Consider the following 18,476-nt stretch of genomic DNA (forward strand, 5'->3'; position numbering starts at 1 on the left):
TTTCTTTACAATATTATCGTTCCTGCTCAGAAATGTATGGATATATCTCCAGAAAAAGCATTTTACAATCGTAAAACCAGGTCCAATAACCATTGATGAAGACAAGTTCAGGTTTGCCAGATTTATTCTGTTTGTTGAAGAATGGCTTAGGAGAAAGTTAAGGATTCAGCTAGTAGTGCAGTGTTTAAGGTAATTCAATAGGGGTAGGAACAAGATGGAGGGAAAATTAGAGAACTACTGACATTGAATATCAGACATTATATACCATACACTCAAAGTTACCTGATATTTTGATTCAAGCGTTAGATTGTAAGTCAAAACTTGCAGAGAGCAATATCTAATATATAGGACGCATGAGAAACAGTCACATTCAAGGAAAAGAATAATTTATTCACCAGTAAAATGGTGAATAATCGAATAGCCAAGACAGCAGTTATTTATCGCCTTTCCTCAGGCTTTTCATTTTTTCAAGTTCCCCCTCAAGTTCCCGAATCTTCATTTCATCTATCGAATCCGCATAATCTGCAAGTTCCTTATCGGCTGTCTGAAGCGTGTTGTGCAGTTTTTCCACTACATTCTTCTCCAGATTCAACCTCTGTTTTCTGGTCTCGCTAACAAGCTCCTCGACAAGTACCTTGCCTTCTTCCTTGCTTATGGCACCTTCCTTGACCCTTGCCTTTACAAATTCCCTTATTCGCTCTTCGGACATAGCTGCCAATCCTGCACCAATCAATGCAGTTGCGCCTAAAAGACCCATCTTCTTTATCTTTTCCATGTATAATACCCCATTACTGATCAGATAGGATTCACAATCGGCATGAGTTAAAGTCAACCAGTAAGTCAATCTACTATATTTGAAACCAGGGACAAAACCACCACCTGTCTTAAGATGACCGAATGCCGATTCAGAAATTCACAACTCCCCGATTTATGTTTCCCTTCCAGATAATAATAGGTACAACTAAATATATATTTGTTGGGTCTTAAAGAAGAGACTACAGTCTAATTTTATAAATGTCCATTGTATTTATTTCAGGAAGAAGATTCTTCCTGATTATTGAATACCTGATTGCCCAGTTCAGTTACATCATAGGTATCCGTTTCAGGATTGTATTTTAACAAACCATCCTTTGCCATTTTGTCCAACATGGACTTCATTATATCGTCTGTCATTGTTTTAACCTTTCACTCATTTTTAGATAATATCCACAAAACCCGCATCTATCATAGACATTAAGGCAAAATTAATACATGTTGTCAGAGTATATTTAATATATTATTGCAGGGGAAACTAAATGAACGAATTTGGGTACTATGGTTATGGTTACCATACTGTGGTGGGTATGTTTGTATTTGTCCTGATTATAATAGGTATCGGTTTATTGATCAAATGGCACATCGGGAAAAATAAATAAAAATACAGAGATAAGTTTGCAATTGCCTAAAATATAAATTGTGATAATAAGAGGTGAAACAATGGACAAAGGATTTTCAAAAGATTTGAATGAATTGATGCAATTTCCCACAGAGGGAATCTTCAGTACAGTACTGGCAAAATCAGACACCTATAATTACACACTTATGTGTCTTGCAGGTGGAACTGATATTGATGAACATACATCCACAAAAACAGGAGTGGTCCAGGTCCTGAAAGGAAAGGGTGTCTTCCGTTTATATGGAAATGAAATCGAAATGGAAGAAGGTACATTCATTTTCATGCCTGCAAATGCACCTCACTCCCTTCAAGCCCAAGAAGACCTCGCAGTACTTCTGTGCCTGACTAAGTAAATAAATTACATGGATTAAAGGTGTGGTTGTATGAAGATAATTATCATAAATGGTTTTCCAGGAAGCGGGAAAACGACCACAATAAAGGAAATGGCTAAGAGTTTTGCGGATAAGGGGAAAAAGGTTGTTATAATATTTACCGAGGAAGGAAGAGTCCGTTATAATGATATCAAAAACACAAATATAATCACAAAAGAAGTGCTAAACGCCTGCGTTCCCTGCAGTCTCAGGTTCAATCTGGAAAGCACTTTAAAAAATGCAACCCGTGAATCAAATCCTGATTTTGTGATAATCGAACTTCTATCAACTGCATCCTCGTCCCAGATAAAAGCAAGCCTGGAACCGATGAATATTCCGGATATGTCTTTTGCTCCTGTTGTAAATATTGTAGATCCTAAAACTTTCATCACTGATATTAGTAAATTGCCCAAATTTGCCATCGACAGGATTAAAGAGGCTGACATAATCTGTTTGAACAAAACAGAATCTGCAAAAGATGAAAATATCAGAAATGTAAAAGATTTTCTCCGTAATGCTAACCCTGATTCAACCATACTGGGAATTTCTGCACATAAACCTGATGAAGAATTTAGATCTTTCACGGATCAATTGCTAAATAACGATGGAAGAATGCGGGATATGAAATCGTGAAATGACTGTATTATGATTACATGGAAGAGAGACAGCACCGGTATCTGAAAATGGTTAAATAATTGAATTGGTTAACAGGTAACAATGAAATTCATAAAATCAATTGTTGCTATTTTCGTCCTTTCTGCAATACTACTTACCAGTGGATGTGCAGACGACACAAATCGATCAATAGTCCAATCCGGTGTTGTAGAAATCAAAGGGGACAATATCAAGGAAACCGTACAGTATGACGAGGAAAATATCGATCTGTACATAAATGGTGATTCAATCAATGTTGTGGTGGAATGGGGCACCAGGGTTGATAATGCCACTATTACCGGCAACAATATAGAAGTTCTATTCAAAGATGGAGCAAGTATTGAGGAAATTTATCTGAGCGGGTCACGCATAACCGTCATGGTACCAAAAGCCCAGTATCCGGTTGTACACAGGGAAGGCAATGATGTGGCAGTGGTATACTATTAATCCACTTTTCCACCCTCAAGACAGAAGTGCAAATAATCTTTTTATCAGCACTTTTGTCTCTTTACATTAGGCCCTTCACAGGTATCCTGCACAACAAATCCCGCTTGCACAATTTTATCCCTTAAAGCATCTGCTGTTTCCCAATCCCTCTCATTTCGGGCCTGCTCACGTATCTTTACAAGCTCCATAATCTTTTCTGGAACTTCCTCACCTTCTTGTGCAAAAAGGCCAAGGGTATCTGCAAACTTCCTGTAGAGGGAAAGAAGTTTTTCAAGTACATCCTTATTCCTGCCGGCTTCAAGATACTGGTTGGAAACACGGGATAATTCATGATAAACTGCAATTGCTTTCGGGATGTTCATATCATCTTCCAGAGCGTTCCTGAAATCATCTTCAAGATTGTCAGGCAGGTCTATCACTTCCTGATCAGAAGGATATTCATTATCATCTGCGCTCTTTATAGCGAACTTCAGATTTTCCAGTGTTTCCCTGAGTTTGAAATAGCTGTTTTGTGCATGCCGGGCAAAGGAGTCGGAAAAATCCAGTTTCTTTCTGTAATGCACGGACATAAACATGAAGCGCACAACTTCTCCCCCATATTTGTCAACCAGTTTTGGGAGAGTGAAAACATTACCCTTTGACTTACTCATTTTCTCGCTGTCAACTATCAGGTGTTCCCCGTGTATCCAGTACCTTACAAAGGGTTTATCTGTAGCCCCTTCAGACTGGGCAATTTCATTCTCATGATGGGGAAATATCAGGTCCACTCCACCTGTATGAATATCAAGGGAAGGTCCAAAATGATTCATTGACATTACCGAGCATTCAGTATGCCATCCGGGCCGGATCTTACCCCAGGGACTTTCATAGTAAATACCCCTTTCAATCTCTTCCTGTGTGGATGCTTTCAGCAAAACAAAATCCCGGGGATTATCCTTATCGTATTCATCGACATCAACCGATGCTCCCATCTTAATTGAATTGAAATTCAGTTTTGAAAGCTTACCATAATCCGGAAAAGCCGAAATCCTGTAATACACCGAACCCTCCTTTTCATAGGCAAGCCCTTTTTCCATCAGTATTTGTGCCAGCTCTATCATTCCATCCACATTTTCAGTGGCCCTGGGATAAGCAGAGGCTAGTTTTATGTTTAGCATATCAAGTCCGCAGAAAAATTCTTCAGTATATTTTTCTGTAAATTCCTTCAGGGACATTCCCGCTTTCTTTGAATCCCGGATAGTCTTATCATCGATATCTGTTATATTCATTACAAGATTCACAGAGTAGCCCAAATACTTCAGGATACGTACCAGATTATCAGTCATTAAAAAGGTTCGGTAATTACCTATATGCGGAATATTATACACCGTAGGACCACATGCATATATTGTAACTTCATCTTCCTTTAAAGGTTTGAAAACTTCCTTTTTCCTTGTTAAAGTATTATACAATTGTAACATTCAAACAACCACCTGTTACACTAATTTACGCCTTCCTATTTTAATCAATACATTTAACTTTCAGCTATTTGATGGCTGCACCCACACTACCCATAAATTTTGCTCTTTAAATACCGAAAATTTGACATTCAGGAATCTGTTCACAATATCCATGTTTGTTCTGGCATGACTGGTTACAGATGTTGCTTTAAAGCGCGATTGACCATTGGCCAGTGCCATATAGGGGATCACTTGATCGCACATAAATTCATCAACTGTTGCACCTGCTCTAATGCATCGTGAAAGATTTTTTGCAGCATCGATTCCTACTTTCTCAGCTTTGACACCACGCTCCCCGAGACTATCCATCCCGATAGTAGAATTTTCAAAAACAGCCCAGAGGGTTACTCCTGATCCGGTGGAATAAGAGGGTGAATATTGGGCATCAATATTTATTGGTACCTCATATCTCTGCGCAAGATAATCCTGTATGGCATCAACTTCCCTTGCAGATACATCTGCCCTTTCGAGGTCCGAGGACGAATGGGCAACTCCTTTTATATCCAGCAGTTTTCCTCTTTCATAAAGATCAATGGCTTTAATGCAATCTTTCGGTGGTACTACCTTGACCAAAACCTGAGCTCCTCCACGAGGATAGTAACCCTCCCTGAGAATCCGGATAGTCACATGAAAACCCATCATTGAAAGAATGGGACAGAGAGCATGCTGTATATAAGCAAGAGACGGACTCCATTTTCCATAGGTGGCACCTCCATGAATAGAGACCTGTACATCTTGATCTGCTATGGTTATCGGAATCAGAAGGGCCTGCAGGACAAGGCCGATTGAACCTGCTGTAGGAATTTCTATTTTTATGTGATTGGATATTATAGGACCGGGCACAAACTCAATCTCCGTTGAACTTACCGATACTCCCCTCACTTCTGCATTACACAACTGTGCAACCGCCATAATTGCGGCCACATGCTGGGCTCGCAAACCCGGGACATACCTTTGTGCACGAATATTGATGATTTTCACAGGTAACCCTGTAACCGCAGAAAGAGCTACAGAGGTCCTTATGATCTGTCCACCACCTTCTCCAGTGGAACCATCTACTAAGATAGGATCAGACATAGAAATTAATTATACTTCTTTATTTAATATTTTACCTGACGCTCCTCTTCTGTATAACCAAAAATGGTTTATAGGATAATTAATGTTTTTTTTAAATAGAGGAGGGCACAGGAATGAAAATAGTCAAATGCAGGGACTTGGGTTTCAAATGTAATTTAATGGCTACAGGAACCAAACAGGAAGATGTAGAAAAAAAGATGCTTGACCACATCAAGCAAGTCCATGGAGAAGAACTGGAAAAGATGTCTGAAGATGAGATTAAGGAGATAAAGTACCGGATATCAACCCTCACCGGACGAGGGTGTGGATGTGGTGCACTATAAATTAATTATCTGAATTAATCAATCCGTATTACAATACTTATATTCAAAATAACTGGAGCAATCAAAATGACAGGTAATCCCCTCAATACTATAAAGAAAGCAGATCCAGATCTGTTTGGTTTAATCGAGCAAGGCGGTGAATTGACATTCTCCGAAGAAGGCATACCCTTACAATATAAATTCCTGATTGCAATGGCACTTGATGCATCGAAAGGAGCTGAGAACGGAGTCAGAAACCTAGCAACACAGGCAATCAATGCCGGAGCTACAAAGGAAGAAGTGATGCAGGCAGTACGAATAGCCAATTATGTTTCAGGAGTAGGAAGTGTACATATTGCTGCAAATGCATTGAAGGATATTGTCTGAGATTGCAGGCAATAATCCTTCAATATATTTTTTGGTCAATTACAGGGCCTTTAAATATTCAATCAGGTCGTTGAGACCCTTTTCGGACATGTCTCAGCGCGGCATCGTATAATCCAGTCATTCCCCCGACGGATCAATTCCTTGTTTAATAGCCGTCTTGATGGTTTCATCAGTATAAACGGAATGAACTTCATGTTCATCCTCATTGTGCGCATCAGCAGTCAATGCTTCATAGGTGATATCAGGAGGCACTGCAGTACCCATCATTATCGGCACACCACCTTTTCCATCAACACCATGGCAACTTACACAGCTGCCACCATGTACGCTTAACCAGCGAGGACCAGCCTGAAATGATATTCTTTGTCCATCTTCATTAAAACCGTATTAAGGTCCAGGCCTGATTCAAGAAGATCGTTTTGGATGTCTTCAAGTTTTAATCGCATTATAAGGTAACTTTTCCTTGCCTTAAAACTTACAAAAATATCTGCCAAACCGTCTTTTGTCAAACCAATATAGTATTTGTTATATTTGAGTTCAAAAGTGGGATCGATCTCTTTGATTAAGTGAAGTAAACGATCTGCCAGTTCCACTGTTTCTTTAGATCCTTTATTTTCCCAATAATATCTATCTACAACTTCAGTTACTTCTTCATCTTCATCGATAAGGTCAAGTTCAAATTCATCCAGTATCTTTGTGAAAGTCAGAGCAATGCCGGCAGTGTTTTCCACTTCATAAGCATTCATCTGGATGGCAATAATAGGTATGTTGCCGTTAAAGAGCTGGATTACATTAAAAAAGCGACTTGTAATATCCTCGGCTATAATCACAGCACAATGGTCATATTGTGGATATTTCTTTCTTTCATTATCCCAGTATTCGATAGTCCTGATTATGTGAGATTCATCTGTTTTACCTAATTGAATTTCAACTTCATATCTTTTTAAAGAATCAGGGTCCTGAAGCAATAGATCAAGCCTGCCAGCACCTCGATGATTGCGTTCTATATCTTTTAGAATCAAATCTCCAAGGCCCAGTATTGAAGGATCGGAAGATATTTGCTCCTGTATCCATTTTTCATTTATACGAGGATTTCGTTTTAATGATGTTTTTTTAAGGTTTATTAACCGCACACCGACCACACCCCAATAAATTACTATGGTATAGATATGTGGAAGGCAAGATATAAAAATTATTTTTAATCAAAATTCTGAACATGTCCAACAAAAACAGCATAAAATCATTAAACTTTTAATTAACAAACATATTATAGATAAATACAATGATCCAGACCAATTCACAATTAATTTCCATATCCTAAAGAAATAAGTTTACTTCAGCGAGATCAAACGCATGAGCCACAACCAAAAACCCGAACAGGTAGCTAGAGATCTTATAGATAAGAAGTTGAATGATTCTGGTTGGGCTGTACAGGCTAAGAATCAGCTTGATTGGAACGCTTCAACCGGTGTTGCGATAAAGGAATACCAGACCGAGGTGGGCCCTGCAGATTATGTACTTTTTGTGGATCAAAAACCTGTTGGAGTTATCGAGGCCAAAAAGGAAGAGGAGGGGCACCACCTCACTGTTGTTGAAGAGCAGTCAGCTGAATATGCTACGAGCAAGTTGAAGTACCTCAATAATGAACCACTCCCTTTTGTGTATGAAAGTACGGGGAAAGTTACAAGATATACTGATTACCGGGACCCAAAACCAAGGTCCAGGCCTGCTTTCTCATTCCATCGCCCGGAAACATTTCTACATTATCTCAAACAGGAGAAGAGTTTAAAGGAAAGACTCCTTGAAATGCCCGATTTTAAAACAGATGGATTACGTGATTGCCAGATTCGGGCCATTTACAATCTTGAAGAATCTTTTAAAAAAAACCGTCCCCGTGCTCTGGTGCAGATGGCTACAGGATCGGGAAAAACCTATACTGCCATTACGTTCATTTACAGATTGTTGAAGTTTGCCGATGCTAAAAAAATACTTTTCCTTGTGGATACACGTAATCTGGGAGAACAGGCTGAACAGGAATTCATGGCCTATGTACCCAATGATGATAACCGCAAATTTACCGAACTTTACAATGTGCAGCGCTTGACTTCCAATTATATTTCCTCGGATAGCCAGGTTTGCATCTCCACTATACAGCGACTTTATTCTATACTGAAGGATGAAGAACTGGACGAGGAATCAGAAGAGGAAAATCCGGCTGAAAAAGAGTGGAAATCGAAAGAGCCCCTGCCGGTTGTATATAATGAGAATGTCCCCATAGAAGAATTTGATTTCGTGGTTATCGATGAGTGCCATCGCTCCATATACAATCTGTGGCAGCAGGTTCTCGATTACTTTGATGCATTCCTGATCGGCCTGACGGCTACACCGGATAAACGTACCTTTGCTTTTTTCAATGAGAATGTGGTGAGCGAGTACAGCCATGAGGAAGCCGTGGCAGATGGAGTGAATGTGGGTTATGAGGTTTATACGATTGAGACCGAGATCACTAAAAACGGAGCAGAGATCAAGGCCGAGGAGTTTGTCGATAAACGGGAGAAATTGTCCCGCAAAAAACGCTGGGAGCAGCTTGATGAGGATTTCACATATACTTCAAATAAGCTGGACCGGGATGTGGTTAATCCCAGCCAGATACGAAATGTAATTCGCACTTTCAAGAATAAACTTCCCGAGATTTTCCCGGGCAGAAAAGAGGTACCCAAGACCCTGATATTTGCAAAGACGGACAGTCATGCGGATGATATTATTCAGGTCGTCCGGGAAGAGTTCGGAGAGGGGAATGCTTTCTGCAAGAAGGTGACGTACAAGGTGGATGAGGACCCAAAATCCGTCCTGTCCCAGTTCAGGAATGATTACAATCCCAGAATAGCGGTTACGGTGGATATGATTGCTACCGGCACGGATGTCAAACCGCTGGAATGTCTTATGTTCATGAGGGATGTGAAGAGCCGTAATTATTTCGAGCAGATGAAGGGACGCGGTACACGCACCCTGGATTTTGATGATTTGCAGAAGGTGACTCCCTCGTCAATCTCGGCCAAGACACATTTTGTGATCGTGGATGCTGTGGGTGTTACCAGGTCCATGAAGACCGACAGCAGGTCTCTGGAGCGCAAGAAGGGCACACCTATGAAGGATCTGCTTGGAGCGGTCACCTTCGGAGCAGAGGATGAGGATGTGTATGTTTCCCTGGCCAACCGGCTGGCCAGATTGGAAAAACAGATTACACCACAGGAGCGGGAAACCTTTGCCGAGAAGACCGGCGGGAAAGAAATCAATGAGGCCATTAAGGATTTGCTCAATGCCCACAACCCGGATGTAATCGAGGCAAAGACGCAAACGATTCAGACAGAAGAGCCGGAAATTTCTGAAGATGAAGCCAGAAAGAAGGCCCGGGGGAATTTATTCAGCACTGCAAGAGCTACCTTTACCGGCCAGTTGAATGAGTATCTGGAAAATGTGCGCAAAGTACATGAGCAGATCATCGATACTGTAAATACGGATACGGTCCTGAGAGCGGAGTGGGATGAGGATGCTGTGATCAGGGCTGATGAAGTGGTGAGTGATTTCAAGGCCTATCTGGAGGCAAACCGGGAGGAGATCACTGCCCTGCAGATTTTCTATAACCAGCCCTATCAGCGCAGGGATGTCACTTTCAGGATGATCAAGGAAGTGCTGGAAAAACTAAAAGCTGAGAAGCCCTACCTGGCTCCGTTGAGAGTCTGGCAGGCCTACGAACAGCTGGAAGAGGTCAACGGGAATTCCCCGAAGAACGAACTCACAGCCCTGATCTCCCTGATCCGCAGGGTTACCGAGATCGACCCGGTACTGACTTCCTATGACTTAACCGTAAGCAGGAATTTCCAGAACTGGGTATTCGATAAGCAGGCCGGTACCCTGAAATTCAATGAGGACCAGATGGGCTGGCTGCGAATGATCAGGGATTACGTGGCCACCAGTTTCCATCTGGAAATAGACGACTTGGACTATGCCCCGTTTGATGCACTGGGAGGACGTGGCCGGATGTACCAGCTCTTCGGGAATGAGATGAACACGATGATAGATGAATTGAATGAGGCACTGGCGATTTGAGCTCTTATAATCTTTCAATAAATGAATTTGTGTGATGGCATGAAAATTCTATATGACACTAATATTTTGATTCCCATACAGGACCCGAAAATTCTTTCTCCAGATCTACAAGAGTTACTTGCACTAATCAGAGAACATAGTCATCAAGAAGTAATTCATCCTGCTTCTCTCAAGGATATAGAAAATGATAATGACGCTGAAAGAAGAGAGATGATTCTATCAAAACTTCGTGGTTATCCAATACTACCATCACCACCTCTGCCAGATGATTCATTTGTATCTTTAGTAGGAACACCTTCAAATTCACATGACATAAATGATAACGAAATACTGTATTCACTTTATAAAAATCTCGTAGATTTTATTATTACAGAAGACAAAGGAATAAGGAGGAAAGCATTCCGACTGGATGTTGACCATCGCGTTTTTTCGATCTCTTCAGCACTTGACTATTTCAAAAGATTATATAAAAGACATGAACCCAAACATACATTATTAAAACAATTATATGCTCATGAAATAGACATTAATCAACCCTTTTTTAATTCCCTAAAAAGAGATTATACCGATTTTCAGCAGTGGTGGACGGAAAAATGTGTGAAACAAAGTCGTAAATGTTGGATATATGAAGAGGAAGGAGAAATAAAGGGATTTCTGATGCTCAAAGAGGAAACTGAAGCAATAGACACCTCTCCTCCTCAACCTATAAAACCTCGGGTCAAAATAACAACTTTAAAGGTAGATTTGTCCGGTTCTAAAATGGGAGAACTGTTCCTAAAATTAGCATTTCAATACTGTATAAATAACAATTTCTTTGAGATATACCTCACCCATTTTGAAACAAACGATGATCCTCTAGTATATGTAATTGGAAATTATGGTTTTGAGAACATTGGAAAGAGAACCTGCAATGGTGAAGATGTATATTTGAAAAAATTTAAAGTGGAAGACACAAGCTTAGAGCCTCTTACGATTGCTAATAGATATTATCCATGTTTTAAAGATGATGAAAGCATCAAAAAATTTATCGTTCCAATCAAACCAGAATATCATGACACTCTTTTTCCTGATTATTCCAGAAGACAGTTGACTTTTGATGACTATACAGAAATAAACGTTCCTGGAAATGCAATTAAAAAAGCCTATTTATCGTCCTCAAGAATAACAAAAATAACTCCGGGAAGTATAGTTCTGTTCTATCGCTCTAAAGATCAAAAAGCAATTACGGCTATAGGTGTGGTCGACCAAGATCCAATTAGAACAACAGATCCCACAGAACTGAAAAGAATTGTGGGCAAAAGAAGCGTTTATTCCGATGAGGAACTCATGGGATGGGCAAAGGAAAACGTTTTTGTGATTCCATTTAAACACCATTTTTACTTGCCAAATCCCTTAAGCTTAAGCTATTTGAAGGAAAAAGATATTCTTAAGAGCCACCCTCAATCAATAACAGAAATAAACCATGAACAATATGTAGCCCTAAAAAGTGGTGGCAAACTCGATGAACGTTTTACTGTCAATTAAACCAGAATATGTTGATGAAATTCTAAAAGGAAAAAAGAAATTCGAGTTTCGAAAGTCCATTTTTAAAAGAAGAGACATCACCAAAGTCTTCATATATTCCAGTTCACCGATTAAAAAAATTGTTGCATCATTTGAAATTGCCGGCATTATCGAAGATTATCCAAAAAATATATGGGATCAATGTCATGAATATGGAGGTATTGCCAAAAATGATTTTTTTGACTATTTTAAGAATTCAGAAATTGGTTATGCAATCAAGATTAGCCATCTCCATGAATTCTCCGAACCAATCAATCCCTATCTGCTAAAAAAGGACTTTAGACCACCTCAATCTTATTATTATCTGCCTTTAGACTATTTCAGAGATTACGAGCCGGTGTTAATGGAATCTGGTAAGGAGTATCGCACTGATATGGACATTAAATTGGATACGCAAAAAAACATGCTGAATAAGAATATTTTAAAATCTGAGGAGAAGTACGGATGGAAAACAGTTCGTTTAGGCGATTTTGCCATATATCAAAAAGGGAAAAAACCAAAAAACCAACAATCAGAAGCGTCTGATGTATTCAAATATCCATATATCGATATCAGGGCTTTTGATAAAGGGGAAATAAAATATTATACTGATGGCGAGAATTGTGTAATATGTGAAGAAGATGACCTCTTAATGGTTTGGGATGGATCCCGTAGTGGCTATGTTGGAAAGGCAATAAAAGGTGCATTGGGTAGCACCTTAATGCGTCTCAAGTTCCATGCTACAGAAAATAAGTTTGCTTATTATTTTTTGAAATCTAAATATCTTGAAATAAATACAAAACCAAAGGGAACAGGAACGCCTCATGTTGATCCTACGATTCTTTGGAATTATCAATATCCCCTACCACCCCTACCCGAACAGCGCACCATCGTCTCCAAAATAGAGCAACTCTTCAGCGAACTGGACAACGGCATCGCCAACCTCAAAAAGGCACAGGAGCAGCTCAAAGTGTACCGGCAGGCGGTGCTGAAGAAGGCATTTGAGGGAGAACTTACGAAGCAGTGGCGACAGCAGCAGACCGACCTGCCGGATGCGGAAGAATTGCTGGAGCAGATTCAGAAGGAGAGGGAAGAAAGCTACAACCGGAAACTGGATGAATGGAAAACGGCTGTTAAAGAGTGGGAAAATAAAGGGAAAAAAGGGAAAAAACCTTCCAAACCAAAAAAAGTCAAAGGAGGTAACTTTCTTTCAGATAATGAATTAGAGAAATTGCCAATAATTCCTAAAGAATGGAAATGGATAAAAGTGGGTGAAATTACTGAATCGATGAAAAATGGAATTTATAAACAAAAGTCGTTCTATTCTGAAGAAGGAACTGCATGTCTTAGGATGTACAATATCGAAAATGGAATAATTGAGTGGTTTGATATTAAAAGAATTATACTCACAGAAAATGAAAAAAATGAGTATGGGTTAAATGCTGGCGATTTATTGGTAAATCGAGTGAATAGTAGAGAGTTAGTAGGGAAGACTGCAGTAATTCCAGAAAACATGGAATTTTCAGTCTATGAAAGTAAAAATATTAGATTGAGATTAAATTCAAAAATCAATTCAAAACTCGTAAATTATTGGTTTTTCCTTTCAGCAAATCATTACTTCAATAGAAATGCTCAACAAACAGTTGGTATGGCATCAATAAATCAAAGTCAATTAAGCAATTTTGAATATCCACTTTGTCCTTTTTTAGAACAACAAGCCATCGTCAGCGAAATCGAAACCCGCCTATCGGTATGCGATAAAGTCGAACAGGACATCGAAGAGAATCTGGAAAAGGCAGAAGCATTGCGCCAGAGCATCCTGAAAAAGGCCTTTGAGGGGAAACTGCTCAACCAGCAGGAACTGGAAGAAGTGCACAATGCACCAGACTGGGAGCCTGCCGAAGTGCTGCTGGAGAAGGTGCAGGCGGAGAAAGCCGGTGCGAAATAAAGCAATAAAACCAAGTGAGAGATTAATATGAAGAATGTAGAGAAAGCAGAAAAAGTCCATTTAGGAAGCCTCATAGACCAACTTAAAAAGGGACATTATATTATTCCTGATTTTCAACGTGATTTCGAGTGGGAACCATGGGATGTTCTTTCACTTGTTCGCTCAATATTCATGGATTATTATATTGGAACCTTATTGTTGTGGAAAGGAAGCAAAGAAAATTACGAGATATTGAGCTGTGAACCGATTTATGGATTTGAAGGAAGTAATGACCCACAACACATAATTTTGGATGGACAACAACGTTTGACAGCTATCTACTATGCTTTCTTTAATCCGGGAAAACCCTTCCCTAGAAGAAAAAACCCAATCGTTTATTTCCTTAACATAAACAAATTACTAAATGAAGAATACGAAGAAGCTTTTTTCTATGACACATCATCAAAAAAATATACTAATATTCTTCAAAATAAGGAAGAACAATATAAACATCATTTATTCCCTCTTTCTGAAATGAAAGAAGGTACATGGGGAACAGGTGACTGGATAAAAGGTTATCGTGATTATTGGACCAACCAGCTCGAAAATGTAGATGCCGAAAATGAATTAAAACGGGATCAATATGCAGTTTATGTTAAAAATGCACGAGAATTTAAAGATATAATAGAGGAATTATTCAACCAGTATTTTATCAGTTACATTGAACTTGATCGTGATATTGATATTGCCAAAGTTTGCGATATATTTACTCAGATAAACAGTAAAGGTGTAAAACTCGATATTTTTGATCTATTGAATGCCATCCTTAGACCCAAAGAGATCTATTTAAAGCAAATGTGGAAACAGGCAGAAGAAGAATTACAATTCACCAAACCTAAAAAAATGAAAATTTACATTTTGCAGGTAATGTCTATATTGGAACAATATTATTGCTCGGCAAAATATCTCTATTACATGGTACCTGGAGCAACTAAAACAATTAAGAAACCAGATCGTACAAAAGATGAAATCGTACTCATACCAGATGAAGAAACTTTCAAGCAAAAATGGTCCCGTTCGGTTGATGCGATAAAGAAGACTATAACTATTTTAAAAAATCCACGTGAATATGGGGCAATCAATCCTTATTTTGTTCCTTATCCATCTATAATTCCGGCTTTTGCAGCCATTAAAGCTTTTGTCGAGGAAAGTGATGGAAAAAATAAACTTGATATGCAAGCAAAAATCAGGAAATGGTATTGGGCTTCAATCTTCACAAACCGTTATTCAAGTAGCGTTGAATCAATATCTGCAAAAGATTTTCAAGATCTCAAAAAGTGGTTTAACAATGAAGACGATAAACCCGAAGTAATAAAGGAGTTTTTTAGCACATATAAAAATATAGACTTATTAAACGATAATCCTAAAGGATCTGCTATATATAATGCAATTTTTAATCTTTTTATCATCAATGGAGCAAGAGATTGGTCTACTTTTGAATTACCAGAATATGAATCCCTTGATGATCATCACATTGTTCCAGCTTCGGTTTTCAAGGATGAAAATGTTCCAACCATAAACCGTATTCTAAACCGTACTCCGCTATCACCTACAACAAATAGGCATATTATAAACAACAGGATGCCTAATGAATATTTAAAAGAAATGTTTGATAACAATGATAATGAAAAAGTCTATGATGTTCTCGCTTCCCATTTGATAAGTAAAAAGGCTGTAAGTATTTTATTGAGAAAGCCATTCACAAAAAGTGATTTGGATGATTTTTTGAGAGAAAGACAAAACACTATTATTAATGCAATAGAAAATCAATTGATAAAAGAAAAAATTAATGTCCCCATATCTTTGAAAGAATTGGATAATGAGATAGAGAGCATCGAGAATTCTTTAAGAAGTTTTATCGTTAATTCTTTTGAAGATTCACATAAAGCATATCAGAAGAATACACCCGGGCATATACAAGAAAAAGTTGAGAAAAGGATTGAAAGTGAGAAAAGGAAAAACCCTCATTTATCAGATAATGATTTTAATCTATTTTCTAAACGAATAATGTATTTTGACCTCTTTGAATATTACGATATAATGGCATCTAAATTAAACTGGCCACATTTTGAACCTTACTTCAAGAATAAAAATCAATTGCAAACCAGATTCAAGCAACTATCAACACTTAGAAATGCGATAAGGCATAGCAGAGAGGTAAGTCCAATAGAAAGACATGATGGCGAAGCTGCAATTGCATGGTTTAAAGGAATTTTAAAGTAAATCTGTAAATGCATCATCAAAGGTCCAACAATGTCAGAAAACACATCATCCATCGTATCCAAGGTATGGAGCTTCTGCAACGTCCTGCGTGACGGCGGAGTCAGTTACGGAGATTATCTCGAGCAATTGACCTATCTTATTTTCCTGAAGATGGCCAGCGAGTATAACAAGCCGCCCTACAACCGGGATATCGGGATTCCGGAAGAATACTCGTGGGAAGAATTGAAACAGAAACGCGGGGCAGAACTGGACACCCATTACAGGAAGCTGCTTGAGGAAATGGGGAAAAAGCCCGGCATGCTCGGCCAGATATTCCTCAAAGCCCAGAACAAAATCAGTGACCCGGCAATGCTGTACAAGGTCATTGACATGATCGATAAGGAAAGCTGGGTCATGATGGGTGTGGATACCAAGGGTGAGATATACGAAGGGCTCTTGCAGAAAAATGCAGAAGATACCAAAAGCGGTGCAGGCCAGTATTTCACACCCCGTCCTCTCATCAAGGTCATGGTGGAATGCCTGCAACCCGAACCCCTCAAAACCATAGGTGATCCCTGCTGTGGTACCGGTGGGTTCTTCCTGGCAGCCTATGACTTCCTCAAGAACCGGGAAGGAGGATTGAATCAGGAACAGAATCGTTTCCTGAAAGATCAGACCTTCTCAGGCAACGAAATTGTGGCCGGAACACGCAGGCTTGCACTGATGAACCTCTTCCTTCACAACATCGGTGAGATCGACGGTGAACCGATGATCGACAACACCGATGCACTGATTGCCGACGCAGGGAAACGCTACGACTACGTTCTCACCAATCCTCCCTTCGGTAAGAAGAGCAGCATGACTTTCACAAACGAAGTAGGGGAAATTGAAAAGCAGGACCTCACCTATAACAGGCAGGACTTCTGGGTCACCACAAGTAACAAGCAGCTCAACTTCTTGCAACATATCCGCACCATGTTGAAAGCCGGAGGTAAGGCAGCAGTGGTCCTTCCGGACAACGTTTTGTTCGAAGGCGGGGTTGGTGAAACCGTACGCAAGAAACTTCTTGAAACCACCGACCTGCACACCATACTGCGACTGCCTACAGGCATTTTCTATGCAAACGGTGTAAAAGCAAACGTGCTTTTCTTTGAAGCAAAAAAGGCTGCTAAAGATCCCTGGACAAAAGAAGTATGGATTTACGATTATCGTACCAATGTACATCATACGCTGAAAAAGAACCCGATGAAATACTCCGATCTTGAAGATTTCATCAGGTGCTACAACCCGGAGAACCGTTTCAACCGGGAAGAAACGTGGAGTGAAGACAATCCAGAGGGACGTTTCCGTAGATTCACCTACGATGAAATTATAGCACGCGACAAAACCAACCTGGATATATTCTGGCTCAAGGATGAAAGTCTGGCCGACCTTGACAATTTGCCTGAACCGGATATTCTGGCAAATGAAATTGTTGAGAATCTGGAATCTGCCCTTGAAAGTTTTCAGGAGATTATGACTACGGTTAATGTGCAGAATGAAAAATCAGATGAATGGGAACCTGCGGGAGATTTGAAGATAGAATAAGACGAATGTGATTTGAGTTCAATTATAAGAACTGTATTTAGCCTTTGTAGAAATCCTCGATATTCACACGATTATCAAGATTTGTTGGCTGTTAATTTAGACATAATTTCTACAGAATTGGTATTTTATCATGCTACAATTATCCTATTGAATACCCAGCATTTTGGAAATTGTATTTGGTTACACTAACCAAACAACTCAACACTGAAAGGAAAATATATATCCACAGCGAGGACAACATTATTTGGTAAAGGGGGTATTTTATGGTCGAAAATGAGCAGGAAATTCTAGACAGGGCTTACGATAAAGGTTTTGAGTACGAAAGAAAATATGGTTACTGCTCTCAAACAGTTCTTTCCGCAATTCAGGATATTTTTGGTGGAATCGATGATGAAGTGATCCAGGCGTCCCACTCCCTTGCTGGCGGAGGCTCACTGGATGGATTCATCTAAATTATCAAGGATAGTTAGAGAAGAATTCATTGATGAATATGGTAGTATCATCTGTAATGATATCCAAAAAGAAGTATTTGGGAAGTCCTACAATCTGTGGGATCCCCAAGAATTTGAAGCTTTTGAAGAAGCTGGAGGGCATGATGATAAATGCCCAAGTGTAACGGGAAATGCAGCGAAATGGACGGCAAAAGTCTTGCTGGATGAAGGCATTGAACCAACCCTGTGAAAGGATACCAATCATAGAATTCATTTTGGATTATACACATTATTGTCATCCGGTGTATAGAAAAAACTCATTTATAACTATAAAGAAAATATAAAATATACTATATTAATATTTAATTTATATTAACAGTTCTATCAGTGTTTTGACCATAAACTATATAAGTCTATTTCTCTGTATAATAAACGGGGGTATTAT

At 39.3% G+C, this 18,476-nt stretch carries 18 protein-coding genes and 1 pseudogene; 13 read left to right on the top strand and 6 right to left on the bottom strand.

Annotated features, from left to right (window positions below):
- A pseudogene (locus tag A9957_RS00360) lies at window positions 1–193 on the top strand (ISH3 family transposase); the annotation flags it as partial.
- 240 nt (window positions 194–433) lie between these two features.
- Here A9957_RS00360 and A9957_RS00365 read toward each other — a convergent pair.
- Together A9957_RS00365 and A9957_RS00370 are read right to left on the bottom strand one after the other, a co-directional pair.
- On the bottom strand, window positions 434–775 hold the full coding sequence (locus A9957_RS00365) for a hypothetical protein (protein ID WP_096711314.1): 342 nt from the start codon (window positions 773–775) through the stop codon (window positions 434–436).
- Between the two features lie 257 nt (window positions 776–1,032).
- On the bottom strand, window positions 1,033–1,173 hold the full coding sequence (locus A9957_RS00370; RefSeq protein ID WP_013037521.1) for a hypothetical protein: 141 nt from the start codon (window positions 1,171–1,173) through the stop codon (window positions 1,033–1,035).
- 303 nt (window positions 1,174–1,476) lie between these two features.
- On the opposite strand from A9957_RS00370, the gene A9957_RS00375 reads away from it, so the two are divergent.
- The 3 genes from A9957_RS00375 (at window position 1,477) to A9957_RS00385 (ending at window position 2,907) form a co-directional block, all read left to right on the top strand.
- On the top strand, window positions 1,477–1,788 hold the full coding sequence (locus A9957_RS00375) for a cupin domain-containing protein (RefSeq protein ID WP_105460193.1): 312 nt from the start codon (window positions 1,477–1,479) through the stop codon (window positions 1,786–1,788).
- Window positions 1,789–1,818: 30 nt separating this feature from the next.
- A complete protein-coding gene (locus A9957_RS00380; RefSeq protein ID WP_292342815.1) occupies window positions 1,819–2,439 on the top strand; it encodes a GTP-binding protein in 621 nt (206 codons plus the stop codon).
- An 84-nt stretch (window positions 2,440–2,523) separates the two neighbouring features.
- Entirely contained in the window at window positions 2,524–2,907 is a 384-nt protein-coding gene (locus A9957_RS00385) for a hypothetical protein (protein WP_096711311.1), read from the top strand.
- Between the two features lie 44 nt (window positions 2,908–2,951).
- Here A9957_RS00385 and cysS read toward each other — a convergent pair whose 3' ends face one another.
- Complete coding sequence (gene cysS / locus A9957_RS00390) at window positions 2,952–4,367, bottom strand: cysteine--tRNA ligase (RefSeq protein WP_292342816.1); 1,416 nt, start codon at window positions 4,365–4,367, stop codon at window positions 2,952–2,954.
- Between the two features lie 60 nt (window positions 4,368–4,427).
- Complete coding sequence (gene rtcA, locus A9957_RS00395) at window positions 4,428–5,483, bottom strand: RNA 3'-terminal phosphate cyclase (RefSeq protein ID WP_105460190.1); 1,056 nt, start codon at window positions 5,481–5,483, stop codon at window positions 4,428–4,430.
- Window positions 5,484–5,596: 113 nt separating this feature from the next.
- On the opposite strand from rtcA, the gene A9957_RS00400 reads away from it, so the two are divergent.
- Together A9957_RS00400 and A9957_RS00405 are read left to right on the top strand one after the other, a co-directional pair.
- Window positions 5,597–5,806: a DUF1059 domain-containing protein gene (locus A9957_RS00400; protein WP_096711308.1), complete on the top strand. Its 210-nt coding sequence runs from the start codon at window positions 5,597–5,599 to the stop codon at window positions 5,804–5,806.
- Between the two features lie 66 nt (window positions 5,807–5,872).
- On the top strand, window positions 5,873–6,172 hold the full coding sequence (locus A9957_RS00405; protein WP_096711307.1) for a carboxymuconolactone decarboxylase family protein: 300 nt from the start codon (window positions 5,873–5,875) through the stop codon (window positions 6,170–6,172).
- 117 nt (window positions 6,173–6,289) lie between these two features.
- Here A9957_RS00405 and A9957_RS10620 read toward each other — a convergent pair whose 3' ends face one another.
- Both A9957_RS10620 and A9957_RS00415 read right to left on the bottom strand, forming a co-directional pair.
- Window positions 6,290–6,439, bottom strand: a complete 150-nt coding sequence (locus tag A9957_RS10620; protein ID WP_241646002.1) for a hypothetical protein — start codon at window positions 6,437–6,439, stop codon at window positions 6,290–6,292.
- 62 nt (window positions 6,440–6,501) lie between these two features.
- Window positions 6,502–7,305, bottom strand: a complete 804-nt coding sequence (locus A9957_RS00415) for a hypothetical protein (RefSeq protein ID WP_128754602.1) — start codon at window positions 7,303–7,305, stop codon at window positions 6,502–6,504.
- Between the two features lie 220 nt (window positions 7,306–7,525).
- On the opposite strand from A9957_RS00415, the gene A9957_RS00420 reads away from it, so the two are divergent.
- From A9957_RS00420 to A9957_RS00450, 7 genes are all read left to right on the top strand, one after another.
- Window positions 7,526–10,282, top strand: coding sequence for a DEAD/DEAH box helicase family protein (locus A9957_RS00420; RefSeq protein ID WP_096711305.1), 2,757 nt, complete (start codon window positions 7,526–7,528; stop codon window positions 10,280–10,282).
- Window positions 10,283–10,321: 39 nt separating this feature from the next.
- Window positions 10,322–11,806: a hypothetical protein gene (locus A9957_RS00425; RefSeq protein ID WP_132130882.1), complete on the top strand. Its 1,485-nt coding sequence runs from the start codon at window positions 10,322–10,324 to the stop codon at window positions 11,804–11,806.
- Window positions 11,784–13,772, top strand: a complete 1,989-nt coding sequence (locus A9957_RS00430; protein ID WP_096711303.1) for a restriction endonuclease subunit S — start codon at window positions 11,784–11,786, stop codon at window positions 13,770–13,772. The genes A9957_RS00425 and A9957_RS00430 overlap by 23 nt, the downstream gene beginning before the upstream one ends.
- Before the next feature lie 27 nt (window positions 13,773–13,799).
- Complete coding sequence (locus A9957_RS00435; protein ID WP_096711302.1) at window positions 13,800–16,034, top strand: DUF262 domain-containing protein; 2,235 nt, start codon at window positions 13,800–13,802, stop codon at window positions 16,032–16,034.
- Between the two features lie 30 nt (window positions 16,035–16,064).
- Window positions 16,065–17,600 (top strand): class I SAM-dependent DNA methyltransferase, encoded by a 1,536-nt coding sequence (locus A9957_RS00440; RefSeq protein WP_096711301.1) that lies wholly within the window; start codon window positions 16,065–16,067, stop codon window positions 17,598–17,600.
- A 263-nt stretch (window positions 17,601–17,863) separates the two neighbouring features.
- On the top strand, window positions 17,864–18,052 hold the full coding sequence (locus A9957_RS00445) for a hypothetical protein (RefSeq protein WP_206631055.1): 189 nt from the start codon (window positions 17,864–17,866) through the stop codon (window positions 18,050–18,052).
- Window positions 18,039–18,281, top strand: coding sequence for a C-GCAxxG-C-C family protein (locus A9957_RS00450; RefSeq protein WP_206631056.1), 243 nt, complete (start codon window positions 18,039–18,041; stop codon window positions 18,279–18,281). The genes A9957_RS00445 and A9957_RS00450 overlap by 14 nt, the downstream gene beginning before the upstream one ends.
- Window positions 18,282–18,476: the final 195 nt, after the last annotated feature.

The organism is Methanohalophilus sp. DAL1 (assembly GCF_001683555.1).
Classification (GTDB): Archaea; Halobacteriota; Methanosarcinia; order Methanosarcinales; family Methanosarcinaceae; genus Methanohalophilus; species Methanohalophilus euhalobius.

Coding starts and splice junctions, on each gene's coding strand:
- A9957_RS00445 (WP_206631055.1), top strand. CDS start 17,864: ATGGTCGAAAATGAGCAGGAAATTCTAGACAGGGCTTACGATAAAGGT.
- A9957_RS10620 (WP_241646002.1), bottom strand. CDS start 6,439: ATGATGGGTACTGCAGTGCCTCCTGATATCACCTATGAAGCATTGACT.
- A9957_RS00370 (WP_013037521.1), bottom strand. CDS start 1,173: ATGACAGACGATATAATGAAGTCCATGTTGGACAAAATGGCAAAGGAT.
- A9957_RS00375 (WP_105460193.1), top strand. CDS start 1,477: ATGGACAAAGGATTTTCAAAAGATTTGAATGAATTGATGCAATTTCCC.
- A9957_RS00450 (WP_206631056.1), top strand. CDS start 18,039: ATGGATTCATCTAAATTATCAAGGATAGTTAGAGAAGAATTCATTGAT.
- A9957_RS00420 (WP_096711305.1), top strand. CDS start 7,526: ATGAGCCACAACCAAAAACCCGAACAGGTAGCTAGAGATCTTATAGAT.
- rtcA (WP_105460190.1), bottom strand. CDS start 5,483: ATGTCTGATCCTATCTTAGTAGATGGTTCCACTGGAGAAGGTGGTGGA.
- A9957_RS00440 (WP_096711301.1), top strand. CDS start 16,065: ATGTCAGAAAACACATCATCCATCGTATCCAAGGTATGGAGCTTCTGC.
- A9957_RS00425 (WP_132130882.1), top strand. CDS start 10,322: ATGAAAATTCTATATGACACTAATATTTTGATTCCCATACAGGACCCG.
- A9957_RS00430 (WP_096711303.1), top strand. CDS start 11,784: ATGAACGTTTTACTGTCAATTAAACCAGAATATGTTGATGAAATTCTA.
- A9957_RS00380 (WP_292342815.1), top strand. CDS start 1,819: ATGAAGATAATTATCATAAATGGTTTTCCAGGAAGCGGGAAAACGACC.
- A9957_RS00385 (WP_096711311.1), top strand. CDS start 2,524: ATGAAATTCATAAAATCAATTGTTGCTATTTTCGTCCTTTCTGCAATA.
- A9957_RS00400 (WP_096711308.1), top strand. CDS start 5,597: ATGAAAATAGTCAAATGCAGGGACTTGGGTTTCAAATGTAATTTAATG.
- A9957_RS00405 (WP_096711307.1), top strand. CDS start 5,873: ATGACAGGTAATCCCCTCAATACTATAAAGAAAGCAGATCCAGATCTG.
- A9957_RS00365 (WP_096711314.1), bottom strand. CDS start 775: ATGGAAAAGATAAAGAAGATGGGTCTTTTAGGCGCAACTGCATTGATT.
- A9957_RS00435 (WP_096711302.1), top strand. CDS start 13,800: ATGAAGAATGTAGAGAAAGCAGAAAAAGTCCATTTAGGAAGCCTCATA.
- cysS (WP_292342816.1), bottom strand. CDS start 4,367: ATGTTACAATTGTATAATACTTTAACAAGGAAAAAGGAAGTTTTCAAA.